Annotated in this window: 17 protein-coding genes; 7 read left to right on the top strand and 10 right to left on the bottom strand. The window is 59.5% G+C overall.

Annotation, left to right across the window (positions count from 1 at the left end):
• Window positions 1-9: 9 nt before the first annotated feature.
• Complete coding sequence (locus E3O56_RS11615; protein ID WP_005789177.1) at window positions 10-1710, bottom strand: glutamine--tRNA ligase/YqeY domain fusion protein; 1701 nt, start codon at window positions 1708-1710, stop codon at window positions 10-12.
• Window positions 1711-1971: 261 nt separating this feature from the next.
• Between E3O56_RS11615 and E3O56_RS11610 the strand changes: the two genes are divergently transcribed.
• Both E3O56_RS11610 and lpxH read left to right on the top strand, forming a co-directional pair.
• Window positions 1972-2475, top strand: coding sequence for a peptidylprolyl isomerase (locus tag E3O56_RS11610; protein ID WP_005789179.1), 504 nt, complete (start codon window positions 1972-1974; stop codon window positions 2473-2475).
• Complete coding sequence (lpxH, locus tag E3O56_RS11605) at window positions 2472-3221, top strand: UDP-2,3-diacylglucosamine diphosphatase (protein ID WP_103734479.1); 750 nt, start codon at window positions 2472-2474, stop codon at window positions 3219-3221. The genes E3O56_RS11610 and lpxH overlap by 4 nt, the downstream gene beginning before the upstream one ends.
• 133 nt (window positions 3222-3354) lie before the next feature.
• On the opposite strand, the gene E3O56_RS11600 is transcribed toward lpxH, so the two are convergent.
• The 7 genes from E3O56_RS11600 to E3O56_RS11570 all read right to left on the bottom strand — a co-directional run bounded on the left by E3O56_RS11600 (window position 3355) and on the right by E3O56_RS11570 (window position 14338).
• Complete coding sequence (locus E3O56_RS11600; RefSeq protein WP_032880582.1) at window positions 3355-4884, bottom strand: DHA2 family efflux MFS transporter permease subunit; 1530 nt, start codon at window positions 4882-4884, stop codon at window positions 3355-3357.
• Window positions 4884-6083 carry an HlyD family efflux transporter periplasmic adaptor subunit gene (locus tag E3O56_RS11595; protein WP_032880580.1) on the bottom strand — a complete coding sequence of 400 codons (1200 nt, stop codon included), beginning with the start codon at window positions 6081-6083 and terminating at the stop codon, window positions 4884-4886. The genes E3O56_RS11600 and E3O56_RS11595 overlap by 1 nt, the downstream gene beginning before the upstream one ends.
• A gap of 15 nt (window positions 6084-6098) precedes the next feature.
• Window positions 6099-7550, bottom strand: coding sequence for an efflux transporter outer membrane subunit (locus E3O56_RS11590; protein ID WP_078821685.1), 1452 nt, complete (start codon window positions 7548-7550; stop codon window positions 6099-6101).
• Window positions 7547-8020 carry a MarR family transcriptional regulator gene (locus E3O56_RS11585; protein WP_005789189.1) on the bottom strand — a complete coding sequence of 158 codons (474 nt, stop codon included), beginning with the start codon at window positions 8018-8020 and terminating at the stop codon, window positions 7547-7549. The genes E3O56_RS11590 and E3O56_RS11585 overlap by 4 nt, the downstream gene beginning before the upstream one ends.
• Before the next feature lie 189 nt (window positions 8021-8209).
• Complete coding sequence (locus E3O56_RS11580; RefSeq protein WP_248128277.1) at window positions 8210-11896, bottom strand: translocation/assembly module TamB domain-containing protein; 3687 nt, start codon at window positions 11894-11896, stop codon at window positions 8210-8212.
• Entirely contained in the window at window positions 11896-13623 is a 1728-nt protein-coding gene (locus E3O56_RS11575; protein WP_103734475.1) for an autotransporter assembly complex family protein, read from the bottom strand. Before E3O56_RS11575 ends, E3O56_RS11580 begins: the two co-directional genes overlap by 1 nt.
• Window positions 13624-13687: 64 nt before the next feature.
• The gene (locus E3O56_RS11570; protein WP_005789194.1) at window positions 13688-14338 is read right to left on the bottom strand and encodes a GNAT family N-acetyltransferase; all 651 of its coding nucleotides are present in this window, start codon (window positions 14336-14338) and stop codon (window positions 13688-13690) included.
• A gap of 168 nt (window positions 14339-14506) precedes the next feature.
• Between E3O56_RS11570 and xthA the strand changes: the two genes are divergently transcribed.
• Together xthA and E3O56_RS11560 are read left to right on the top strand one after the other, a co-directional pair.
• Complete coding sequence (gene xthA / locus E3O56_RS11565; RefSeq protein ID WP_032880573.1) at window positions 14507-15319, top strand: exodeoxyribonuclease III; 813 nt, start codon at window positions 14507-14509, stop codon at window positions 15317-15319.
• 153 nt (window positions 15320-15472) lie between these two features.
• Entirely contained in the window at window positions 15473-16804 is a 1332-nt protein-coding gene (locus E3O56_RS11560) for a phosphate ABC transporter substrate-binding/OmpA family protein (protein ID WP_248128276.1), read from the top strand.
• A gap of 120 nt (window positions 16805-16924) precedes the next feature.
• Here E3O56_RS11560 and E3O56_RS11555 read toward each other — a convergent pair whose 3' ends face one another.
• Window positions 16925-18154 carry an acyl-CoA dehydrogenase gene (locus E3O56_RS11555; protein ID WP_248128274.1) on the bottom strand — a complete coding sequence of 410 codons (1230 nt, stop codon included), beginning with the start codon at window positions 18152-18154 and terminating at the stop codon, window positions 16925-16927.
• Window positions 18155-18304: 150 nt separating this feature from the next.
• Between E3O56_RS11555 and E3O56_RS11550 the strand changes: the two genes are divergently transcribed.
• From E3O56_RS11550 to E3O56_RS11540, 3 genes are all read left to right on the top strand, one after another.
• On the top strand, window positions 18305-19240 hold the full coding sequence (locus E3O56_RS11550) for a LysR family transcriptional regulator (protein WP_032880570.1): 936 nt from the start codon (window positions 18305-18307) through the stop codon (window positions 19238-19240).
• Between the two features lie 115 nt (window positions 19241-19355).
• Entirely contained in the window at window positions 19356-19748 is a 393-nt protein-coding gene (locus tag E3O56_RS11545; protein ID WP_005789203.1) for a MerR family DNA-binding transcriptional regulator, read from the top strand.
• A gap of 16 nt (window positions 19749-19764) precedes the next feature.
• On the top strand, window positions 19765-20664 hold the full coding sequence (locus E3O56_RS11540) for a hydroxymethylglutaryl-CoA lyase (RefSeq protein WP_248128272.1): 900 nt from the start codon (window positions 19765-19767) through the stop codon (window positions 20662-20664).
• 548 nt (window positions 20665-21212) lie between these two features.
• Here E3O56_RS11540 and E3O56_RS11535 read toward each other — a convergent pair.
• A complete protein-coding gene (locus E3O56_RS11535; RefSeq protein ID WP_248128271.1) occupies window positions 21213-25928 on the bottom strand; it encodes a DUF6543 domain-containing protein in 4716 nt (1571 codons plus the stop codon).
• Window positions 25929-25990 lie beyond the last annotated feature (62 nt).

The raw sequence follows: 25990 nt of genomic DNA, 5'->3' as shown, positions 1-25990 counted from the left end.
TAAACAGAATCACTGGCCCCACGAATCTCGCAAGGTCACGGTACGGTTGAATACCGGAGCACCAGGTTTGGAGTCCTTGATATCTGCGCAGAAGTAACCTTCGCGCTCGAACTGGAAACGGTCTTCCGGCTGTGCGTCGCCAAGCGATGGCTCGGCACGACAACCTGTGAGCACTTGCAGTGAGTCAGGGTTGATGTTGTCGAGGAAACTCGCGCTGTCTTCGGCCTTCTCAGGGTTCGGCGAGCGGAACAGACGATCGTACAGGCGCACTTCGCATTCGATGCTGGCAGCGGCCGGCACCCAGTGGACCACACCCTTGACCTTGCGGCCTTCAGGGTTCTTGCCCAGGGTGTCCGGATCGTACGAGCAGCGCAGTTCGACGATGTTGCCATCGGCGTCCTTGATGGCTTCGTCCGCACGGATCACGTAGCTGCCGCGCAGGCGCACTTCGCCGTTCGGCTCCAGGCGCTTGTAGCCCTTGGGCGGCTCTTCCATGAAGTCGTCGCGGTCGATGTAGATTTCGCGGGCGAATGGCAATTTGCGCACGCCCAGCTCTTCCTTCTGCGGATGACGCGGCAGTTCGAGGTTCTCGACCTGGCCTTCCGGGTAGTTGGTGATCACTACCTTCAACGGCCGCAGCACGCACATGGCGCGGGGGGCGTTGGCGTCGAGGTCCTGGCGGATGCTGAATTCCAGCATCCCGAAGTCGACCACACCGTCGGAACGGTTGGTGCCGACCATGTCGCAGAAGTTGCGGATCGACGCCGGGGTGTAGCCACGGCGACGGAAGCCCGACAGCGTGGACATGCGCGGGTCATCCCAGCCATGTACGTGCTTTTCATCCACCAGTTGCTTGAGCTTGCGCTTGCTGGTGATGGTGTAGTTCAGGTTCAGGCGGCTGAATTCGTACTGACGCGGGTGCGCCGGTACCGGCAGGCTGTCCAGGAACCACTCGTACAGTGGGCGATGGCTTTCGAACTCCAGGGTGCAGATGGAGTGGGTGATGCCTTCGATGGCGTCCGACTGACCGTGGGTGAAGTCGTAGTTGGGGTAGATGCACCACTTGTCACCGGTCTGGTGGTGGTGGGCATGGCGGATGCGATACATGATCGGGTCGCGCAGGTTCATGTTCGGCGAGGCCATGTCGATCTTGGCACGCAGCACGCGGGCGCCGTCCGGGAACTCGCCGGCGCGCATACGGTTGAACCAGTCCAGGTTCTCTTCCACCGAACGGTCGCGGAACGGGCTGTTCTTGCCCGGCTCGGTCAGCGTGCCACGGTACTCCTTGGCCTGCTCCGGGGTCAGGTCGTCCACATAGGCCTTGCCGGCCTTGATCAGCTCGACAGCCCAGTCGAACAACTGGTCGAAATACTTGGAGGCATAGCGCACTTCACCGGACCATTCGAAGCCCAGCCACTTGATGTCGCTTTCAATGGCGTCGATGTATTCCTGGTCTTCCTTGGCCGGGTTGGTGTCGTCGAAACGCAGGTGCGTGACGCCACCGAACTCCTGGGCCAGGCCGAAGTTCACACAGATCGACTTGGCGTGACCGATGTGCAGGTAGCCGTTGGGCTCTGGCGGGAAGCGGGTGACGATCTGCGTATGCTTGCCCGAATCCAGGTCCGCCTGGATGATCGGGCGCAGGAAATTGACCGGGACGGCAGGTCCGGCCTTGGCATTCGAGGTAGGGTCGACAGTGGGCTTGCTCATAGGATCCTTGAACAGACAGGTTCGTGGCCGGGTCAGGCCAGATAAAACAAAGGGCTTATCATAGCCGAAGCTGTCAACCACCTGACAGAGCGCGGTCGAAAACTGCTGCTTTAATTGCTGCTTTAATGACAGGCGCGGTAAAAAACCACCTCGAAATTCCTGCAAGGCACGCTAAACTGCGCGTCTTGGCCCAAGCTTCGCCAAACCGGTCGTGGCGCCCAGGCGCCCAAACCCACGAATTCCCTGAAAAGAGTAGTGAACATGACTCAAGTCAAACTGACCACCAACCACGGTGACATCGTCATCGAGCTGAACGCCGACAAGGCGCCGATCACCGTCGCCAACTTCATCGAATACGTGAAAGCCGGCCACTACGAAAACACCGTTTTCCACCGTGTCATCGGCAACTTCATGATCCAGGGCGGCGGTTTCGAGCCTGGCATGAAAGAGAAGAAAGACAAGCGCCCAAGCATCCAGAACGAAGCGGACAACGGCCTTTCCAACGACAAGTACACCGTCGCCATGGCCCGTACCATGGAGCCGCATTCGGCCTCCGCGCAGTTCTTCATCAACGTCGCCGACAACGCCTTCCTCAACCACAGCGGCAAGAACGTGCAGGGTTGGGGCTACGCGGTGTTCGGTAAAGTCACCGAAGGCCAGGACGTTGTCGACAAGATCAAAGGCGTGTCCACCACCTCCAAGGCCGGTCACCAGGACGTTCCAGCCGAAGACGTGATCGTCGAGAAAGCCGAGATCGTTGGGTGATATTACTGATTTCAGATTTGCATCTGGAAGAGGAGCGCCCGGACATTACCCGGGCGTTTCTGGATCTGCTCCACGGTCGCGCCCGTGGCGCCCAGGCGTTGTACATTCTGGGGGACTTCTTCGAAGCCTGGATTGGCGATGATGGCATGACCGCCTTCCAGCGTTCCATCTGTACAGCGTTGCGTGAACTGAGCGACAGCGGCACCCCGATTTTCATCATGCATGGCAACCGCGATTTCCTGATCGGCAAGGCGTTCTGCAAAGCGGCAGGCGCCACCTTGCTCAAGGACCCGAGTGTTGTGCAATTGTATGGCGAGCCTGTGCTGCTGATGCACGGCGACAGCCTCTGCACCCGCGACCTTGGCTATATGAAGCTGCGGCGCATCCTGCGTAACCCGATTGTGTTGTTTATCCTGCGCCATCTGCCCCTGGGCACGCGCCACAAACTGGCACGCAAACTACGTAGCGAAAGCTCTGCCCAAGTGCGCATGAAGGCCAACGACATTGTCGATGTCACGCCTGAAGAAGTGCCGCGAGTAATGCAGCAGTTCGGCGTGCACACCCTGGTCCACGGCCATACGCACCGCCCTGCGATCCATAAGTTGCAGATCGGCGACCAGGCGGCCAAGCGCATTGTGCTGGGGGACTGGGACAAGCAAGGGTGGGCATTGCAGGTGGATGAGCAAGGCTTTCAACTGACGGCGTTTGATTTCGTCAACCCGCAGTTGGCACTGCCTGGCGCCTAAACCTCTGACACAACACCGATCAACCTGTGGGAGCTGGCTTGCCTGCGATAGCATCACCTCGGTGCATCTGATACACCGAGGTGTCGGCATCGCAGGCAAGCCAGCTCCCACAGGGACCGCGCTGACCTTATGATCAGTGCCCCGCAGCCGCCGGCCCTGCCTTTGCGGTAAATGGCGGCTTGGCCAGCCACACCAGCAACATCAACCCCATGAACATCCACCCCAGCAACGTGAAGTAATCCACGGTGGACATCATGTACGCCTGGCTGGTGAGAATCTGGTCCAGCTGCGTGTACGCCTTCTGCCCTGCCCCGCCCAGCGCCTGCAAGGCATCACGGGTGGCCGAGTCGTAGGTGGTCATGTTCTCGCTCATGTAGGCATGGTGCTGGTCCGCCCGGCGAATCCAGATCCAGGTGGTCAGCGACGCCGCAAAACTGCCGCCCAAGGTGCGCAGGAAGGTCGCGAGCCCGGCGCCGTCGGCGATCTGGTGCGGTGGCAGGTCGGACATCAGGATGCTCAAGGTCGGCATGAAGAACAGCGCCACGCCGATACCCATGAACAACTGCACCATGGCGATGTGGGTGAAGTCCACTTCGTTGGTGAAACCGGCGCGCATAAAGCAGCTCAAGCCAATCGCCAGGAACGCCAGGCCAGCCAGCAAGCGCAGGTCGAACTTGTGCGCGTACTTGCCCACGAATGGCGACATCAGCACCGGCAAAATGCCGATGGGCGCCACCGCCAGCCCGGCCCAAGTGGCGGTATAGCCCATCTGGGTTTGCAGCCACTGCGGCAGGATCAGGTTGATGCCGAAAAAGCCCGCATACCCCAGGATCAACACGATGGTGCCGATACGGAAATTACGGTGTGCGAACAGCCGCAGGTTGACCACCGGGTGCTTGTCGGTCATTTCCCAGATGACGAACACCGCCAGGGCGATCACCGAAATGGCCGCACCAATGATGATGAAATTGGATTCGAACCAGTCCAGGTCATTGCCCTTGTCGAGGATGATCTGCAAGGCGCCGACCCCGACGATCAGGCTCAACAAACCAACGTAATCCATCGGCTGGTAGCTGGTGACCACCGGACGCTTCTTCAACTGCGAGCGCACCACCATCACCGCGAAGATACCGATGGGCACGTTGATGAAGAAGATCCACGGCCAGCTGTAGCTGTCAGTGATCCAGCCGCCGAGGATAGGGCCTGCAATCGGTGCCACCACCGTGACCATTGCCAGTAACGCCAGGGCCATCCCGCGCCTGGCGGGTGGGTAGACCGCGATCAACAGCGTCTGCGTCATCGGGTACAACGGCCCGGCGACCAAACCTTGCAGCACCCGAAAGCCGATCAACTCGGGCATCGAGGTGGAAATCCCGCACAGGAACGAGGCCAGCACAAACAGGATGGTCGCCCACAGAAACAGCTTCACCTCGCCAAAGCGCCGGCTCAACCAGCCGGTGAGCGGCAACGCGATGGCGTTACTCACCGCAAACGAGGTGATCACCCAGGTGCCCTGCTCCGAACTCACGCCCAGGTTGCCGGAAATGGTCGGCAACGCCACGTTGGCGATGGTGGTGTCGAGCACCTGCATAAAGGTCGCCAGCGACAGGCCAATAGTGGCCATCAACAGGCTGGGTGGCGTGAACGAGGCGTTATTGCTCATCAGCGTTGCGCAGCCTTGGGAGCGGCGACGCTGTTGTCATGAATCAACTGATTGATCATGGCATCCGCTTCGGCCAATTGACGGTCATACACGCTGGTGGTGAACGAGGCCTTTTGCGGCGCCTGTTGCGCCAGCACCGGGCCGCTCTGGTCGTGCAGGTCTACGTTGACCACGGTACTCAAACCCACCCGCAGCGGGTGCTTGGCCAACTCTTCAGCGTTGATATGGATGCGCACCGGTACCCGCTGCACGATCTTGATCCAGTTGCCGGTGGCGTTCTGTGCGGGCAGCAAGGCGAACGCGCTGCCGGTGCCGGCGCCGAGGCTGTCGACGGTGCCGCTGTACTTCACGTCGCTGCCGTAGATGTCCGACTCGATATCCACCGGCTGGCCGATGCGCATATCCCGCAGTTGGGTTTCCTTGAAGTTGGCGTCAATCCACAGCTGGTCCAGCGGAATCACGGCCATCAGCGCGGTGCCCGGTTGAACACGCTGGCCCAGTTGTACGGTGCGCTTGGCTACATAGCCGGTGACCGGCGCAATCAGGGTGCTGCGCGCATTGGTCAGGTAGGCCTGACGCAGTTGTGCAGCGGCGGCTTGCACGTCGGGGTGGGACGAAATCACCGTGTCATCCACCAGAGCATTGGTGGTTTTGAGTTGTTGCTCAAGGTTGGTCAAGGCGTTCTTGGCCGCGGTCAGGCTGTCGCGAGCGTGGGACAGTTCTTCCTGGGAGATCGCGCCGCCCTGGGCCAGGGTCTTACGCCGGTTGTAGTTGTCCTGGGCCGTTTGCACATCGGCCTTCTGCGCATTGACCTGGGCTTTCATGCCGTCGACATTGCTGTACAACCCGCGCACCTGGCGCACGGTGCGCGCCAGGTTGGCCTGGGCACTTTGCAGGCCGACGGCAGCATCGTTGGGGTCGAAATTGATCAGCACCTGGCCTTCATGCACAAGGTCGCCATCGTCGGCGCCGATGCTGACCACGGTGCCGGTGACCAGTGGGGTGATTTCCACCACGTTGCCGTTCACGTAGGCATCGTCGGTGCTCTCGTTGAAGCGCCCGTAGAACTCATACCAGGCCCACACGCCGACCACACCGAGGATGACGATCAGCGCCAGGCCGATGAGCATGACTTTGCGTTTGCGTGGGTTGTTGTCTTTGGGTTGTTCAGTTGCGTTGTTGCTGTCGGCAGTGGCCATGACAAATACCTCAAATTATTCCGTGCGTGTGGCGGGGGTGGTCGCGGCCACGTTGCTGGCGTTGTATCCGCCGCCCAGGGCCTGCATCAGTTGAATCGACAGATCGATCTGCGCCGCCTTCAGGGTCGCCAGCTGACGCTGGGCCTGCAGCAGTTGCTGCTCGATGCTGAGCACATCCAGGTAGTTACCGATGCCCGAGCTGTAGCGTTGCACCCCGGTGTCGTAGGACTGCTGGGCGATGTCAGCGGCATGTTGCTGGGCCTGGATCTGGCGGCCGGTGTCGCGCAGCTGCGAAAGGCTGTTGCCGATATCACCCAGGGCTTGCACCAGGGTTTTGTTGTACTGGGCCACGGCCAGGTCGTAGTCGGCGTCGCGGGCGTCAAGGTCGGCGCGCAGGCGGCCGCCATCAAAAATCGGCAGCGAAATCGTCGGCGCAATATTGAAGAAACGGCTGGCCGAACCGAACATCGCATCGCCCAGCAACGACTCGGCGCCTGCGCTCGCGCTCAGGTTGAGGTTGGGGTAGAAGCGGGTTTTGCTGGCGTCGATGTTCTTGCTCGCCGCCTCCACTCGCCAGCGTGCGGCGACCAGGTCCGGGCGACGACCGAGCAGCTCGGCAGGCAACACCGCGGGCACCGCGACGGCGCTGGGTTTGAGCACCGCCGGGCGGGCCAACTCGCCACCCCGGTCCGGGCCTTTGCCGAGCAATACGGCGAGGGCGATCTTGGCGCTTTGCAGTTGTTTTTCCGCGTCGATCAGTTGCGACTGGGAGCTGGCTTCCAGGCTCTCGGTCTGCTGGTATTGGTATTCACTGTCGATGCCGGAACTCAGGCGGCGCTTGCTCAGGTCGAGCATCTGGCGGGTGCGCTTGAGGTCATCGACAGCCAGGTCACGCACGATATGCGCCTGGCCCAGGTCGCTGTAGGCTTTGGCCACGTTGGCCGCCAGGGTCAGGCGCGCGGCCTGCTGGTCGACTTCGGCGGCGCGGGCCTGGCCCAACGCGGCTTCCCAGGCTGCGCGCTGGCCGCCCCAGAGGTCGAAGTTGTAGTTGAAGCTGGCGCCGATGTTGCGCACCGTCGAATAGGCATCGCCCTGACCACGCGGGTCCTGGTCCTTGGCCAAGCGAGAGCGGCTTACACCGGCGCTGGCATCCACGGTCGGCATACGGGCGGCGTTGGCGGCATAGGCGGCGGCTTCGGCCTGATGGGCACGGGCGTCGGCGACTTGCATGTCGGGGCTGTTTTGCAGGGCTTCCTGGATCAGGCCGTCAAGCTGTGGGTCGCCTAGGCTTTTCCACCAGTCGGCGGCCGGCCAGGCGGCGCTCGACAGCGTTACGCCACTGAGGGATTTGCCGGTTTGCAGAGTGTTGGCGTCGAGGCGCTTGCCCTGGGTGTCGAGGCCGCTGTAATTGGCGCAACCGGCCAACGTCATCGCCGCCAGCACCAGGCTGAGTGCGCGTGTGTTCATGATCTACCTACCCGCTGGATCGTGATGGGGTCACCCGCAGCGATCAGTATCTTCTTCAGGATCCGCTCCAGGGTTTCCAACTCGCCCGGTTCAAGCGCGCCGGCCAGTTGGTTGAGGGCCTGGGCGCCGATGTGCGGGAGCATGTCCGCCAGGCGCTGGCCCTCGGCGGTCAGCACCAACTGCACCTGGCGGCGATCCAGCTCGGAGCGCTTGCGGCTGAGCAAGTCTTTTTGCTCCAGCCGGTCGAGCATCCGCGTCATCGAACCGCTGTCCAGGGACAGGTTGCGGCACAGCTCTGCCGGGGTGTCGACGCCGAACTGGGCCATGATGATCAACACCTTGAACTGCGCGGCGGTGATGCCGTGGGGTTCCATGTGGGTGTCGATGATGCGGTCCTTGAGAATCGCGGCGCGGCCCAGCAACAGGCCGAGGTGGCAGTTGTGGAAGTTATCGGGGGTGAAGTGAGGCATCGAAAGTCACCTTATTACTGCCTAGGCAGTGAATGTGTGACGAGATGTTACTGCTTAGGCAGCGAATGTCAAATGGAATAATTAGGTTGCTTGGTAGTTGACCGAAGGCTGGAGTGAAATGAAAACCAATGTGGGAGGAGCAAGTCGAATCGTCGCACCGCCCCTCCCACATTTTTTACCGCGTACCGATCAGAAATCGCGTTTGTAAAAGATATCCAGGGAACTGGCTACGCCCGTAGCGACTTCCAGGTACACCTTCTTGCTCAGCAGGTAGCGCAACGCAATGGTGTTAGCCGGTTCAAACACCCCGACCCCATAACGCAGGCTGAGCTTCTCGTTGATCTTGCCGCTGGCCACCACCGCGGTGCTGTTACCGGTGCCCTGGGTGTCGAGGTCGAAATCCTGGATACCCAGCTTATTGGCGATATCCGAGGTCACACCGGCGCTGCCCATCAAGCCCAGGCCCAGGGCGGCTTCGGCGAGCATGTTGTTGTCTTCGCCAGTGTTGGTGCGCGAACGGCCCAACACCAGGTACGACAGCGCATCCTCTTGAGCCATGGCCGGCTCGGAGAAAATCTGCGTGGCCGGCTGTTCGGCGCTGCCGCTCAGGCGAATACCGGCAGTCACGGTGCGGGACGATTCAACCACTACGCGCACCGCTTCGATATCCAGGAACGGTTGGTCCAGCGGCCCGGCGAACAACAGCCGCGCACGGCGCACATTGAGGCGCTGGCCGTAGGCACGGTAGCGGCCGTCGTTGAGCCACAGCTCGCCACGGGTGTCCATGTTGTCGCCGATATGCACATGGCCCTGGACCTTGGCGGTGAGGCCAAAACCGGCGAAGTTGAGCTGGTCTTTACCCACCTCCACGTCGATATCCATGGCCATCGCCATCGGCGCTTTGCCCTCTTCGGTCTGGCTGCCGATGATCACCGTGTCGTCAGAGACCTTGACCGTCGAAGGCGGCAGCTCGCGCACGGTGATATCGCCACGGGGGATATGCACTTTGCCGGCAATCGCCAGTTTGTCGTCCTTGAGGCTGATCTTCAGGTCGGGTGCCACTTCCAGCTTGGCATAGGGTTCTACGGTGACCGGCAGTTGCGAGCCCTTCAGGCTGAGGTCGACGACCAGGGCGCGGCCCCAGTCGATCTGGCCCGTGAGGTTACCCTGCCCGGCCTTGCCGCTACGCCAGCCACCGTTGAGCTGCACGCTTTCGCCGGCGATCTGCGCCTGCAGGTTCAAGCCCTCAAGGCTGATGGGCAACTCGGGCCCGGAGACTTCACCGTCCACCAGGTTCAGGTTGCCGTTGACCAGCGGCGCGAGCAAACCGCCCGAGATGCGGCCACTGCCGTTGAGCTTGCCGGTGAGCTTTTCCACCATCGGCACAAACGGCCGCGCCACGGCGAGGTCCAGGCCGGTGAGGCTGAAATTGCCGGTGATCGGCTTATTGTTCGGCAGCGGATTTATCTGCGCCTGCAACAACAACTCGCCAAGCTTGCCGCCACGAAAATTCAGCTGGGTGTCGATACGCTTGGGGTTGAGGGTGGTTTCCAGCTTCAGGGTGTCGTAGGGGAAATCCAGCCACTGGCCCTTGTCACGCACGCGCAAGGTGCCGCCGCTGGCATCTACCGCCACTACGCCCTTGGGTCCGCTTTCGGGCAAATCGAGCTGTACGTCAGCATTGAGCTTGCCCTGCCAGGCGAAGTCTTTGGGCAAAAATGCCGCAAGGCTGTCGATGGGGAATTGCTTGAGGTGGTAACGCAGCTTCGGTTCGGGCATCAGGCGCTGGTCTTCGCCACACAGGCTGGCGGGCCCGGAGACCCAGCAGTGAGCACCGAAGGTCAGCTTGCCATCGGCCAGGCGCTCGATTTTCGCCGGGGCTTGCAGCCGCCAGTCCTGGCCACCGGCTTGCACGTCGCCACTGGCGAGGCGCCCGCGCCAGTTGTCTTTATCGAAGTTGCCATCCAATGCCAGGGCCAGCTTGACCAGGGGGCCGGCCAGGTCCAGTTGGACCTTTTGGTTCTTGATATCGCCCTGGGCGCTGGCGGTCAGGTTGCCGACCTGGGTTTCGCCGGCGTAGATGCCGCTGGCCTTGAGGTCGAGCTTGGCGCGTTGGGCGCTATCGAGGCTGGCGTCGAGGTTGAGGGCTTGCAGGCGATTGTCGGCAAATGCGAGTTGCTGGCCCTTGAGGTCGAGTTTGCCTTGCGGCGCCTTCAAGGTGCCGGCCACATCGACACGCCCATTGATTTGCCCGCGCAGTTGCGGCCAGAGCTGGGCCAGGCGCGTCAGCTTGATGTCGATCTGCCCGGCCAGGCGTTGTTGCAGGCTGCCACTGCCGTTGATGCGGTTGTCACCCAGGCGGATGTCCAGGTTGGCGAGGGTCCATTGTTCGCCTGCACCTTCGGCCTTGGCCGCCAGCACAGCGGTTTGCCCGCGCAGGCGGCCCTTGAGGTCGAGGTCGGCGTTGAGCTTGAGTTGTTCATTTTTGAACTCGCCTTTGCTGCGCAGCGGTCCGGCCAGGGTGCCGGGTAACTCGGCCACCCAGTACGCCGGGTTCAACGCCGACAGGTCCAGCGCGGTGTCCCAGGCAATACCGTCGGCAAATTGCAGGTTCAGGTGGCCTTCGGCCTTGCCCTGACCGGCCGTCAGTTTCAACTCGGGCAGGAAGACTTGCTTGAGGTCGCCACTGAAGGGGGTGACCACATTGAACTTACCCGCCGGGCCATCAAGGTCGGCCTTGAGGTTGCCCAGGTAATTGCCGTCCTTATAGGAGATTTCACCATTGAAGGTACGCAATGCCACTTGCGGCTCGTCGATGACGGGATAGAGGCGATGCCAGGGGAAGTCCAGCCAGTCGATTTTGGCGTCAGCACTGAAGCCTTGTTGCCAGTCCAGGTTGGCACTGAGCTTGAGGCTTTGCTGGTCACCGGCATTCAGGTCCAGCCCGGCGATCTGCGCGCCCTTGGCGTCGACCTTGCCTTGCAGGAGTAAATCCACCGGGCCTTTTTCCGCTGGCAGCACGGCCTTGCCCAGCAACTGGTAGCCATCTTTCAGGTTGCCCTTGGCGCTCAAGTCCAACTGGTTGAGTTGCAAGGTGTCAGGCAGGTCGGCGCTGGGTTTGAACGCCTCGGAGGTGATGTGCAACTGCGCCGGCAGGTTTTCGGCCAGGGGTTGCAGCTCGCCTTTGAGCTTGGCCGGCAGGTAGCCGCTGCTGTCGGCGTCGAGCTTGAGGGTCTTGAGCAGGTCGCCGTCGAGCTTGAGCGCGACGCTCCAGGGTGCACCGCCTGGGGCGTAGGGCAGGCTCAGGTTGCCGGTGGCATTCAGCGGCCAATCGCCGGTAGGTTGCAGCAGGCCGGCAAGGTCGAGCACCAGGTCATCGCGCTGCAAATGTACCGAGTCAATCTGCATACCAGCGGTGGTCCAGTGCGCCGCCAGTTGCAGGCCCTTGAGTTCTTCGCTGCCGTTGAACAGCAGGCTACCGATGCGAACGTCGCCCAGTTGGATGGCAACCGGCAGTTTCAGGTCGGGGAGTTGAATCGGCCCGCTGCTGCTCTCTTCGGCACTGGGGGCAAATTCCAGGCTGACCTGTTCCACGTCCAGTCGGTTGATACACAGGGTCATGCGCAACAGACAGCCGGGCGACCAGTCAAACGTCGGCGCATTCAGCTCGACGCGGCTGCCGTCCTGCTGCCACAGCAGATGATCGGCACTCCACTGCCCGCCCAGGCGGCCCTGGTAATTCTCCACGCTCAAACCTGGCACCTGGCCCAAGGCCCAGCGACTGCCCGCCTGGGTGCCAAGCACTGACCACAGCGCCAACAACAGCAACACGAGGATGGCGACCAGCACCAGCCCCGCTATCTTCAAACCACGCATCACAGCTCAGGCCCCATGGAAAAGTGCAAGCGAACGCCGCCCGGATCTTCGAGGGCATGGGCCAGGTCGAGGCGGATCGGCCCCACCGGCGACACCCAGCGCACGCCGACGCCGACGCCGGTTTTCAGGCTCGGCAGGTCCAGGTTGTTGAACGAGTTACCCTGGTCGATGAAGGTCGCGATCCGCCATTTATCGGTGATGGAGTATTGATACTCGGCACTCAAGGCCACCATGTAGCGACCACCGATACGGTCGCCACGATCGTTCTCGGGCGACAGGGTCTGGTACTCGTAGCCGCGCACGCTCTGGTCGCCACCGGCAAAGAAGCGCAACGACGGCGGCACGGATTTGTAGCCGTTGGTGGCACTGCCGCCAAATTGTGCGCGCCCCAGAAAACGGTGGTTGTCCCACAAGGTGGTCAGGCCCTTGATCGTGGCCGTGCCGTAAAGCAGGTTGGTGTCAGACCCCAGGCCCTCTTTGGCGACCTTGGTGTCGAACATCAGGCGATAGCCATGGTGCGGGTCGATACGGTTGTCGCTGCGCAGGTAGGAATAACTCACCCCCGGCATCAACAGGTTACTCAGCCCCGAGTCATTGCCCAGGCGGTATTCCTCACGCTGGTACTTGAGGGAAATCACCCGCGTCCAGCCGCTGGGCAACTTGCTGTGCCATTCGGGGCCAATGGTGAGCAGCTTGCTCAAGGTGTCGGTGTTGGCGATCTCTTCATTCTGATAGCCGCCGGCAAAACGCAATTTGTCGGTGAGCGGCGGGTCCAGCGGGATGTCATACCACAGGCCGACGTTCTGCCGCGGTGCCGACAATTCGGCTTCCCAACCGTAGCTGTGGCCCTGGGGGTTGACCCAATGCCGCGTCCAGTTGGCTTTGCCCCGTGGGCCGACGTCGGTGGAGTAACCCAGGCCGAGGCCCATGGTGCGGGGCTTGCGGGTTTCCAATTGTACAGCGACCGGGATCACGTCATCAGTCGCGGCGGTGGGGCTGGCGTCCACGCGCACGCCTTCGAAGAAGCCGCTGGCTTGCAGGTTCTGGTTGAGTTCGGCGACCAGCTCGGAGTCGTACGGCGTGCCACTGTCAAAGGGCACCATGCGTTGCAACAGTTCTTCATCAAACGGCGTGTCGCCGCTGAAGCTGACCTTGCCCATGCTGTAGCGCGGGCCGCTGTCGTAAATGAGTTCGATGTCGGCCACGCCCGCTTGAGGATCAACCGCGAGCTTCTGGCTAGTGAAGCGCCCGCTGAAAAAGCCGTAGCGTGACGCCTGGTTCTGGATCAGGCGCTTGGCGTCTTCGTAATGACCGTGATTGAGCACGGCACCGGGCTTGAGGTCGTCGCTGGCGGGTACGCGAAAGGCCTTGAGGCTCGCGGCCTGGCCATCGACCCGAATGGTCACGTCGCGCAAATGCACCGGTTCGCCGGGGTCGATGGTGAGGGTCAGGCGCGGATTCTTGCCGCCCTTCACCTCGCTGGCGATCTGTGGCTGATAGAAGCCCAGTGCCTGCGCGGCTTTGCGCGCCTGCTCCTCGGCGCCACGGCTGAACCGCAGCAAGGCTTCTTCGTCACGATCGCCAACCCCGCCGATATAGCCTTCGATGTTGGCTTTCAGCGCGTCGTTTGAGGGTTTGATCCGCACGTCCAGTTCACTTTGCGCCAATGCGCCGCAGCTTGTGAACAGCAGAATCAAGCCGCTGGTAAATCTTCCTGGATACTTCATAGGCGCGGATGCTACACGAGCTAGGGAGGGACTTTGAACTCGGATTTGTCTGAATAATTCTGTCCTAAGACGTTGCAGGATGTAACGCCTGGGGATTGGGATGGAAAAACACATGCTCCAGCACCGGCCCTACGGCGACTTCACCGATCTCCTCATAGCCTTGGCGCTTGTAGAAATCCAGGTAACGGGAGTTGCCGGTGTCGAGCACCACGCCTGAGGAGTGCGGATCGTCGGCGCACCAGTTGTGCACGGCTTCAAGCAGTTGCTCACCATGATGCTGGCCCTGGAACTGCGGGTGAATGCCCAGCAACGGCAGCACATGCACGGCCTCGCTGGGCAGGCACGCCAGGACTGCCTGATGGTATTCCAGGTAACGCCGGGTACCGCGCACGCCGGTACTCAGCCACATGCGGATCTGCCAGGCCCAGCTCTCGGTGATGCCCAGGCGTCGTTGCGGCGGCGCAATCAGGGCGATACCGATCAGCCGGTCGTTGACGAACAGGCCGATGGCGGGAAGCTTCTGAAAAAAGTGCTGTTTGACCAATTCGCGCACGGTGGCGCGCACCCGTTGTTCATAACCCGGCCGTTCGGCTTCGAAGATATAGGCGAAGGTCGGTTCATGGCGATACGCCTGGTAAAGCAGGGATCGCGCTTCACGGGAATAACCGCTATTGAGCAGGCGGATTTCGGCAGTGGCCGTCGAAGTGTCTGGCATAACAGTCAATCTCCCTGGGCGCCACTCAAACATGGCGTTCTTATGGGTACGAACCTGTGCAGCTCCAGTCGTTCCCAGACATTAGCAGCGCATTCACCCTGCCGCCACGCTGGCCCCCGTCCGACTTGTCGGCTAGCATCGCCCTTTTGCCAGACTGGACTGCCGACCATGAAAATCGTCTCCTTCAATATCAACGGGCTGCGTGCTCGCCCTCATCAGCTGGCGGCGCTGATTGAAAAGCATCAACCTGACGTGATCGGCCTGCAGGAAACCAAGGTTCACGATGATCAGTTCCCGCTGGCCGAAGTGCAGGCTTTGGGTTATCACGTGTACTACCACGGGCAGAAAGGCCACTACGGCGTGGCCCTGCTCTCGCGCCAGCCGGCCTTGAGCCTGCACAAAGGTTTTGCCAGCGATGAAGAAGACGCCCAGCGTCGTTTCATCTGGGGTACCTTCGCCGATGAAAACGGCCACCCGGTGACCATCATGAACGGCTACTTCCCCCAGGGCGAAAGCCGCGATCACCCCACCAAGTTCCCGGCCAAGCAGCGCTTCTATGAAGACTTGCAGCACCTGCTGGAAAGCCAGTTCAGCAATGACCAGGCGCTGGTGGTGATGGGCGACGTGAACATTTCCCCGCAAGACTGCGACATCGGTATCGGCGCCGATAACGCCAAGCGCTGGCTGAAAACCGGCAAGTGCAGCTTCCTGCCGGAGGAGCGCGAGTGGATGGAGCGCCTGAAGAACTGGGGCCTGGTGGACAGCTTCCGCCACCTCAACCCGGACGTGACCGACCGTTTCAGCTGGTTCGACTATCGCAGCCGTGGGTTTGAGGATGAGCCCAAGCGCGGGCTGCGCATTGACGTGATCATGGCGTCCACCGGGCTGGTGCCACGGGTCAAGGATGCCGGGGTGGATTACGATTTGCGTGGCTTGGAGAAGCCGTCGGACCATGCACCGATCTGGTTGGAACTGAGCTGATAGCAAGCCTGGTGAAGATCTAAATGTGGGAGGGGCGGTGCGACGATTCGACTTGCCCCCTCCCACATTTAGCCTTGCGATGCATCAGTCACATTGCTGCAACCCAACTGACTTAATCTCGCGGCACTTCCTTTGGCTTGAGAAGGTGCCGGCATGATGCTGCGCGTTCTGTTCCTGTGTATTGCGATCGCCCTCCCCGCCGTGGCAGCCCCTCTTCCCGTCCCCGGCCAAGGTCCCGCCCTGCGCATCCAGGGCTCCAACACCATCGGCGCGGCACTCGGCCCGGCGTTGGTCATGGGTTTGATGGAGCATCAAGGCTTACGGGATGTGCGCAGCGAACCGGGCGCCGGGGCAAATGAACAGAGCGTGGTCGGCACGACGCGCCAAGGCAAAACGGTGACCATCGAAGTCGCGGCCCACGGTTCCAGCACCGGCTTTGCCGCGCTGAAAAATACCCGCGCGGACCTCGCCGCCGCGTCCCGCCCGATCAAGGACGGCGAACTGGTGGACCTTGAACCTCTGGGCGACCTGAAAAGCCCCGATGCCGAACAGGTCATCGCCATTGATGGCCTGGCGATCATTGTTAACCCACGCAACCCACTCAATACTCTTGACACCGAGCAGTTGGCCCAGATATTCAACGGCGAAGTCAGCACCTGGGAGGCGTTGGGCGGGAGTGGCGGTGCCATTCATTTATATGCCCGTGATGATCAGTCCGGCACCTACGACACCTTCAGGGAACTGGTGTTGAGCCGACGTCAGCAGCCGCTCGCGCCGTCAGCCAAACGTTTCGAATCCAGCGAACAGCTGTCCGATGCCGTTAGCCAGGATCCCCAAGGTATCGGCTTTATCGGCCTGCCCTATGTGCGTCAGGCTAAAGCAGTGGCGATTGTCGATGGTGACTCGCAACCGATGTTGCCGCTGACCAGCCTCATCGCCACCGAGGATTACCCGCTGTCGCGACGGCTGTTCTTTTATCTGCCGCCCTCCTCCCGCAATCCGTGGGCCAAGGCGTTGGTGGACTTTACCCAATCCAGTAAAGGCCAGGCGATTGTGGCGGCCAATGGGTTTATCGCCCAACAGGTGCAGGCGATCGGCGTGACACCTCGCCCGTCAATGCCTGACGACTACCAGGCCATCGCCCGCGACGCTCAGCGCCTGACGGTAAATTTTCGCTTCGAAGAGGGTAGCGCCAGCCTCGACAACAAGGCACGCCAGGATTTGCAGCGGGTGGTGGCCTATATCAAAAGCCACGGCAAGCTGAACAAGCAGGTCACGCTGGTGGGCTTTGGCGATACCAAGAACGATCCGCAACGTGCGGCGTTGCTGTCGAAGTTACGGGCGATGGCGGTGCGCCGCGAGCTGGCAAAGAGCGGCGTGGTGCTCAAGGATATTCGCGGGTTTGGCGCGCAAATGCCGGTGGCGGCGAATACCGCGGACGAAGGTAGGATCAAGAATCGGCGGGTGGAGGTTTGGGTGTACTGAGCCTTGGAGTTTGAGGTGCTTGGACTGGCCTCATCGGGGGCAAGCCCCCTCCCACACTTGGATTTGTGAATACAGTCAAAATGTGGGAGGGGGCTTGCTCCCGATAGAGGTGACGCGGTGTTACTGCCCGCCGCGCATCAACTCGCGCGGCACATACTTGCCAATCTCGAACTTGCCGATCGCCGCGCGGTGCACTTCGTCCGGGCCATCCGCCAGGCGCAGGGTACGTTGCATGGCGTACATATAGGCCAGCGGGAAATCATTGGAAACCCCGGCGCCGCCATGGATCTGGATCGCACGGTCGATCACCTTCAAGGCCACATTCGGCGCCACCACCTTGATCTGGGCGATTTCGCTTTTCGCCACTTTATTGCCCACGGTGTCCATCATGTACGCCGCTTTCAGGGTCAGCAGGCGCGCCATGTCGATTTCCATGCGTGAGTCGGCAATCTTGTCGATATTGCCACCCAGGCGGGCCAGCGGCTTGCCGAACGCGGTGCGGCTCACCGAGCGTTTGCACATCAATTCCAGGGCACGCTCAGCCATGCCGATGGAGCGCATGCAGTGGTGGATACGGCCCGGGCCAAGGCGGCCCTGGGCGATTTCGAAGCCACGACCTTCCCCCAGCAAGACGTTCTCATACGGCACGCGCACGTTGTCGAACAGCACCTCGGCGTGGCCATGGGGGGCATCGTCGTAGCCGAACACCGGCAACGGGCGCACGATTTTCACGCCGGGGGTGTCTACCGGCACCAGAATCATCGAGTGCTGCTGATGGCGCGGCGCATCCGGGTTGCTCAAGCCCATGAAGATCAGGATTTTGCAACGCGGGTCACAGGCGCCGGAGGTCCACCATTTCTTGCCGTTGATCACCCACTCATCGCCCTGGCGTTCGGCGCGGGCGGCCATGTTGGTGGCATCCGAGGAGGCAACATCGGGCTCGGTCATGGCGAAGGCCGAGCGGATTTCGCCACGCAACAGTGGTTCAAGCCAGCGTTGTTTCTGCTCTTCGTTGGCGTAGCGCACCAGCACTTCCATATTGCCGGTGTCGGGAGCGGAGCAGTTGAACGGCTCCGGGCCCAATAACGAGCGACCCATGATTTCCGCGAGCGGCGCGTACTCAAGGTTAGTCAAGCCAGCGCCCAGCTCGGATTCCGGCAGGAACAGGTTCCACAAGCCCTCGGCTTTAGCCTTGGCCTTGAGCTCTTCCATGATGGCCGTGGGCTGCCAGCGATCACCTTCGTTGACTTGGCGCTCAAACACCGGCTCGGCCGGATAGACGTATGCGTCCATGAACGCAGTGACGCGCTCACGCAGTTCCTGAACCTTGGGCGAATAGGCGAAATCCATGAGCAGCTCCCTTCTTTGAGAGGTTGTTTAGGTCATGTATTCGATGCTAGAACAGCGCTGATAATTTACCTAGCCTATTCTCGGCGTGTATTAACATTCATCACCGATATATGATCGGCGCATGGACACTCACAATAAGAGCGCAACGAAATGAATTTGAGCAAGGTCGACCTCAACCTCTTCATCGTCTTTGATGCGATCTATACCGAAGCCAATCTGACCCGCGCCGGGCAGATCGTCGGCATCACCCAGCCGGCGGTATCCAACGCCCTGGCACGCCTGCGCGAAACCTTCAACGACCCGCTGTTTGTGCGCACCGCCCAAGGCATGGTGCCCACACCGATGGCGCAGAACATCATCGGCCCGGTGCGCAATGCGCTGTCGTTGCTGCGGGTGTCGGTGCAGGAAAGCCGGATTTTCAATCCCCAGCAGGCCGCCAAGACCTACCGCATCAGCATGACAGACCTCACTGAAGCGGTGATTCTGCCGTTATTGTTCCAGCGCCTGCGCCGCCTGGCGCCGACCGTGGTGATCGAGAGTTTCCTGTCCAAGCGCCGTGAGACCACCAAGGAACTGGCCGCCGGGCGCCTGGATTTCGCCGTGGATGCGCCGCTCAACACCGACCCGCAGGTGCGCCATGTCAAATTGATGGAAGACCGCTACGTGTGCGCCATGCGCAAGGGTCACCCCATGGCAGGCAAGGACAAATTCAGCCTGGATGACTACCTGTCATTGACCCACATCCATATCTCCAGCCGTCGCAATGGCTTGGGCCATGTGGACCTGGCGCTGGGCAAAATGGGCATCCAGCGCAAGATCGCCCTGCGCTCGCAGCACTACCTGATGGCTTCGCAAGTGTTGCAGCAGACCGACATGGTCATGACCGTGCCCGAACGCTTCGCTCGTCGCCATGAACTGCACTGGTTCAACCTGCCGGTCAACGACGTGCCCCCGGTGGAAACCCACCTGTACTGGCATGAAAGCACCGACCAGGACCCGGCAAACCGCTGGATGCGCGAGCAGATGATCGAGTTGTGCCAGCAAGTCACCGCCCACGAAAAGAAGCTCGACAAACAGCAATCCTAAGGTTCAAGAATACCCATTGTGGGAGGGGGCTTGCCCCCGATGGCACGCGCAGCGCCCCTTGACGTTCACGTCAACCTGCAATTAGCTTAGCGCCAAGCCTTTCTTGAGCACCGCCATGAGCACCACCTACAGCATCTCCGACCTCGCCCGCGAGCTCGACATCACCACGCGCGCCATTCGCTTCTATGAAGAACAAGGCCTGCTGGCCCCGGAACGCCGGGGCCAGGAGCGTATCTACTCGGCGCGGGACAAAGTCAGCCTCAAGCTGATCCTGCGGGGCAAGCGCATCGGCTTTTCCCTGGCCGAATGCCGCGAACTGATCGAGCTCTACGACCCCAGCGGCGGTAACCAGATCCAGCTCAACAGCATGTTGGCGAAGATCGCCGAACGCCGCGAACAGTTGGAACAGCAACTGCTGGATATCGAACAAATGAAGCTGGAACTGGACACCGCCGAAGAGCGCTGCACCCAGGCCCTTGCGCACACCATGAGCCAAGCCGGCCATTAACCAGAAGGTAACTGCCATGTCCCTCCCCTCTTACGTGCGCCTGGTGGAAGTCGGCCCACGCGACGGTTTGCAGAACGAAGCCCAGCCCATCAGCGTGGCGGACAAAGTCCAGTTGGTAGACGCGTTGAGCGAAGCCGGCTTGAGCTATATCGAAGTCGGCAGTTTTGTCTCGCCAAAATGGGTGCCGCAGATGGCCGGTTCGGCTGAAGTATTCGCGCAGATCCAGCGCAAGCCCGGCGTGAGCTACGGTGCACTGGCGCCGAACCTGCGCGGGTTTGAAGATGCGCTGGCGGCCGGGGTCAAGGAAGTTGCGGTGTTTGCCGCGGCGTCCGAGGCTTTTTCCCAGCGCAATATCAACTGCTCCATCAGCGAAAGCCTGGAGCGATTCGCGCCGATCATGGCCGCGGCCAAACAGCACGGCATCAGCGTGCGCGGGTATGTGTCGTGCGTGTTGGGCTGCCCTTACGAAGGCGATATCGCCCCGGAGCAAGTGGCCGCGGTCGCCAGTGAGCTGTACGCCATGGGCTGCTATGAAGTGTCCCTGGGTGACACCATCGGCACGGGCACCGCGGGCGCAACTCGGCGCCTGTTCGAAGTGGTCGGGGCGCAAGTGCCAAGGGACAAGCTGGCCGGGCATTTCCATGACACCTACGGCCAGGCCATCGCCAATATCTATGCCAGCCTGCTGGAAGGCATAAATGTATTCGACAGCTCTATCGCGGGCCTCGGCGGCTGCCCTTACGCCAAGGGCGCCAGCGGTAACGTGGCCACCGAAGACGTGTTGTACCTGCTCAACGGTTTGGGGATCGAAACGGGGATCGACCTGGAACGCTTGATTGGCGCAGGCCGGCAGATCAGCCACGTCCTTGGTCGACCTAGCGGGTCCCGTGTTGCGAAGGTGCGTAACGCCAGTTGAGTAGCACAGCTGTGACAATGTGTTACCGCACACCTGCACAACGGGTAACGCGGGAACATAATTCGTCATGCCTAGGCAAAACTATTTGCCCGAAAAATACTAACTACATGATTTTAAACGAATTTAAAAAGTTGGCACGGCTCCTGCTATCTCTATGGCATAACAAGAATAAAAAGCGCCAAACCTAATAAAAACAAGACGAAACGACTCTGACATAACAAAAACAACACGGCAGAGACGCAGCTAACAGATTTTTTTGGAGAAGATGTGCTTCGCAGGGTACGGCATGCCGCAACCCGTAACCGGATAGAGAAAAATAAAACTACCTCAGGTAGCTACCACTGGTTGGATCGTTTACGAAGAAGCAGGTCAGCGCTCAAAAAAATACGTTTGCTCTTGACCCCGGATGGGGGTCGCCAAAAATAGCGGTACGGGCCACGGCTACCAAAAACAACAACAGGCCGCCCCTCAATAATAAGAAAAGAGCACGCAACGACAAATTAAAGGGGACCTTCGGGTCCCCTTTGTGCTGCTTGCACTTATGTGACTTAGGCGGATGCCACCTTCTTCGTCGAAAATTGGTTAAGCACAGTAACCGTCAAAGCCCGCAGCGCAGCTGTTTCCTTGGCTTGTCGCTGCGCCCTCAGTTGTTTCATTTCCTGGTTATAGAAACCACTGGTCATTGACCCATCGGCCAGAATTTGATCCCGGCTCTTACCCAGCAGGCTGGCAACTCTGTTAACCGCTGTCTCGTACTCTAGCTGCCAAGCCTTCTTTGCATCCTGCTCTACAAGGTCATCCTGTGTGTTCTGCAGATCTACCACCTTTTCCAACGCCTCTTGCTTCTCGGTTATTACCTCAAAATCGGCCATCGTCAGGGTGCTGAGGTCCTGTGGGTATTGGGCGCGAAGTTGGTTTCTCCAAAATTCCATGTCCACAAAAAAATGACTTTTTTCACTGATGTTTTTTTCGCCCTCAAGCACTTGTACATAGGCAGCATCAAGAGTCTCCGGGGCCACACCCGCGATAGGGCGATGGAGCATCTCAAGGGATTTGATCGGCAAATCCAGTCGCTGCGCCAAGCCGGAGCGATAAGCAAAGATGACTTCGGCCTGCTCGGTGAAGGCCGGCCCGCGCGACTCGACGTCACGCTCAGCGATGATATCTACCAACTTCAGGCGAAATAGTCGCTCTGCGGTGCCAATCAGGGTCGCCTCAACGTCATGCTCTCCGACCCTCTCAAGCGATTTTTCCACCAACAGATCAGTTTCCATGTTCATGAACTCCAGCACACTCCCGTCACCACAGGTAACGCGATCATCAGCTGATTTAAACAATACATCGCGAGTGTGTTGGTTCTCATGGACGGCCCCAATCATGTCCCAAACGCGCTCCGCCAGTTGCGGCCGGGTAACCCCGGATTTGTACTCTGCACAACGGGTTGTGTCCGCCACCACGGTAAAAAATGCCGCCGCCTCGGGACTGGAACTGAGCTGGTCCCACATTTCGCCGCGACCGGCCTGCATGGCTGGGGGGGAATCGTGCAGCCACAACCTGCGCGCCTCAGCCAGGGTGACGTGGTCATCGGTAAGGACTACTTGCGACACAGGATTTTCATGCACGTTGATTCGGTCCGGATTCTCAACGGCGTACTCGGGCAGCTGAGTAATCGCGTTTGTGTGCAGATCGATCCGGTTCAGGTTATGCAGTCGTTCGGCGCCTCTGGGGAACGTTGTCGTTCCGGTATTCGCCAGATTCAGCCTGTTCAAGTCACGCATGTTGCTCAGATCGGCGGCCCATCCCAACTGACGGTTATGGGAGAGGTTAAGTACGGTCAAACGCTGCATGCCTTCGAGATGCGCCTGGCTTTGCCTCGTCAACCGAATGTCGTTACTGCTCATATCGAGCCAGGTCAAACCGGCTCCACCGTTGGCAAACTCCGGCAGCTGCGTGAAGTTGCTAGAGCTGATATCCAACCAGCGCAAACCGCCGAATGCGCGCAAGAAGGGCAAGGACGCATCCGAAAGGTACATTCTGGATAAATCCAAACAGTCCACATGGTCCATGTTCGCCGTAATCGCTGGTAACTCACCGGGTTGCTCATCAGCCAAGCGCAGGATGTACGCCATGTGCTCTTGCTCGGCGGCCATGGCCTGTTGCGGCGACCGACGCTGCCATGCATCTTTGATGGCAACGACGACCCGGCCACGGGTCCTGCGTTGCTGGCTATCACCGTCGGCCCGCCAGGCGTCCAAGTCTGTATTGAGTTGCTTGAACTCGTCTTTGAGCAAATCCATTTTTGCCATAAATTCAATATCGTTGACGCCCTCTAGCCCCAGTATCTGATCCACCTGCGCGATGGACATTGACGGATAAAGGTCTAACGCTGCCCTTTCACATGCATAAGGTCGACGACCCGCACCGCCTACCGGGCTCAATGGATAACCAAAGCGTCCATCGGCAAGGCGCATTGGCGGTTTGTAGCGTGGTTTGGCAGGCTGCATGCGCAGCAACGCACGCAGTTCATCGCGAGGCATCAGCGGCATTTGCTCCAGTGCCTGTTTCAGACTCGCGCCGCGATCAGAGGCCGTCAGGTTCATCGCCCTCCAATCCTCAGGAGAAACTGCTGACTGTACAGCCCCATAGATGTCCGCCTGATGGTTCAATACCGCGATTTTTTCGTCCTGTACCTCATAAAGGTTCTTGGGACCGAACTTGATGAAACGACGCTTGACCGCCGCATTCTCTGGCCCCACCGAATCCAGTAGGCGCTCTCCACCCGGCAGCCGTTCGACAACATCAATGCGCAGGTCTGATGGCCAACCAGGAAGTTTATCCAGACTGTGCAGCACCATGCGTTGCGTGTCGTCATTGGCCAGGGTTTTTCGGTATAACCCTTCATACGTTCGCGCCAAACGCACCTGCTGCTGATAATGACGGGCCTCTTCAGCCAAGTTCTGCGGCATACGTTGGCGCTCGGTGAGCGCTTGCATTTCGGAGGAGTTGGCACCGTTCAACAGTTCCTCGACAACCGCCGAGGGTAGAGAAGGGAATAAGCGTTTGATAAACCTTACTGTCGCGCTTTCTCCACCCTCGGCGGCGGCGTAGCGCTGGCTGAAAAGGTCAGATTGATACGCCGCTCTCTGTGAGGCCCTGACAGTGGAAACTTCCTCTGCCACGACATTATCCATTTCAAGTCGCTTCAAGGTATCGGTCAGTAGCGCGGGCAGTGCTGCCTGGTCTGTATGTATCTTACGTAGAGTGTCCACTTCCGTTGCAGTCATTTGCACTATGCGTTCGAGCTTAAGAGGCTCATTGGCAAAACGCTCTGCCATCGGGCCCAACCGCTGCATCAACTGCGGCCCGGTCAATGTCATCGGGTTCTCGTGCTCATGTGCCCACGCCCCGGCGCCCGTACGGCTTACCTTTGGGGTATAAGCCGCCGGGTTGTCCGGATGCAGGATTTTAAAGTCATTGCTGGCACCCATCCGCTCCACCAAGTAATGCATGTTATTTTTTTCCCGCAGGTATAACCCCCCTTCATGTTCAAACAATCCGTCTTCATTGGCCGTGAGACCATCAGGCATTGTGACCTGGCGCTGATAAGGCCTCAGGTCAGGAGAATACAGACGGATATTTCCATCGGGGCAACGAACGTGGGACAGGCTTTCAACAAATGCCGTCTTGACCAGCGGAAACAACTTGGCCCCCACCGCCGCCGTAGTTACATTAAAGGCAATGGCCGAAACATGGGCCCATGCCGCTTTTGTATCCCCTTCGTCCCACGCCGCTATTCCCGATGCGACTTCCCATAACATTTGCGCTGCCCCAATTGCGAGCATCACGGGAGCCAGCTCGGGGAAAATAAAAACTGCAACATTCAATACATTCAAAGCCATGCTGCCCATTTTCACCAACCAGGCGTTACGTGCACGCTGATCCGCCGCATCATTGGAAACGGCCATCGCTTGCGCATTCCTCAGTATTAGATTGGCTTTTTGCCAAGCGTGTTCGCGCCACAACACCGAAAAACGCCCCCCATAAGAAGCGGTGACGCCCCTGAGATCCTTTTTGTCAGAATCATAATCTTCACGTTCAGAAAATTTACCGGAGGGATCAAGATGCCGCTTGAGCTTTGTAAAAAATACACCTTGTTGCTCGTAGGGTATGAACTGACTAAAAAACCTTCGATAACTTACCAGGCACAATCGCTCAACCAAATCAAGTTTGAAGCTTGTCAAACTCGAGTATTCCTTCAACATACAAACAGGATCTCCTGGAATGAACACCACACAAGGCTCATTCATGAACACCAGGCTGCGATGAGCAACTTGCACATTGACATTACCTATAACAACAATTTGCGCCAGCGGCTGCCCAAGCAACTTAAGTCCCGAATAAGTGAGTGTTTTCTCTCGCCACTTTAATTCCTGATGGTTATCCGCTGTTTTCCGCATCACCTGGTAGGTGTCTTCTTGAATATCCCCGCACCCAAGCGCTACCTCGGCGGCGAACAGGAACTGATACCTGGCCGAATTCAACATGCGATTACGCATGGTCTTGGTGGCGGTGCCCGCTGCAAAGTTGGGTGTGTCTTCGGGACAGATAAACGACTCGACATGCCTCAAGTATTGCGTACCCAAATCCAATTCTCGGCACAGGCTGGCAAACAAATGAGGTTTTATCGAGACTCTACCGCCGAGCGTTTGTGTATGATTGAACGTATAAGAGGGCGATTGTCGATGAAAATCATACTGAGTGATAAGCCTGGCGTTCTGATCGGCCACCTCAAGGGTATCTTCTATCGCAAAGTTCTTTAATGCCGCCTCAAGCAGACTAACACCTTCGTAATAGCAATAACATGATGCCTCTCGCCCAAAGACTTTAGAGCGATCAGCCGGCATCAACTTTTCAGTGGCAAAAAATAGCTGCCTTACATTGTGACGCCCACCGAATTTTTCTTTCATGGCCGCCACTAAAAGTGGTTCGGCAAAATCCACAACCCCTTTAAGCCCATTAAAACTGTGATCCAGTCTATTCAGCGAATTAAAGCTGCGGATGTAAGCATCACTCAGCTTCAACTTTTTCCCCGACGACAAGTTTTTATACCATTCGGGCATCGCGAACTGCGTTTCAGAAAACTCCTTTTTGCGCTTAAGGTCGGCGGCGCCGTACCAGGACGGCAACCGGTCCTGTATCACCCGTGCATGAACGCTCTGCACCGCCGTTGATTGACTGCTGCCAGGTTGATCAAGCTCACTCATTTACCAAACTCCATTTGAAGGAACAAACGATCAATGTGCGATCGTTCGCGCTTCAAACGGTG

This window comes from Pseudomonas sp. W2Aug9, from assembly GCF_023127755.1.
Classification (GTDB): Bacteria; Pseudomonadota; Gammaproteobacteria; order Pseudomonadales; family Pseudomonadaceae; genus Aquipseudomonas; species Aquipseudomonas synxantha_A.
The sequence above is the reverse complement of the archived record's forward strand: the minus strand, read 5'-3'. Positions and strand labels throughout refer to the sequence as shown.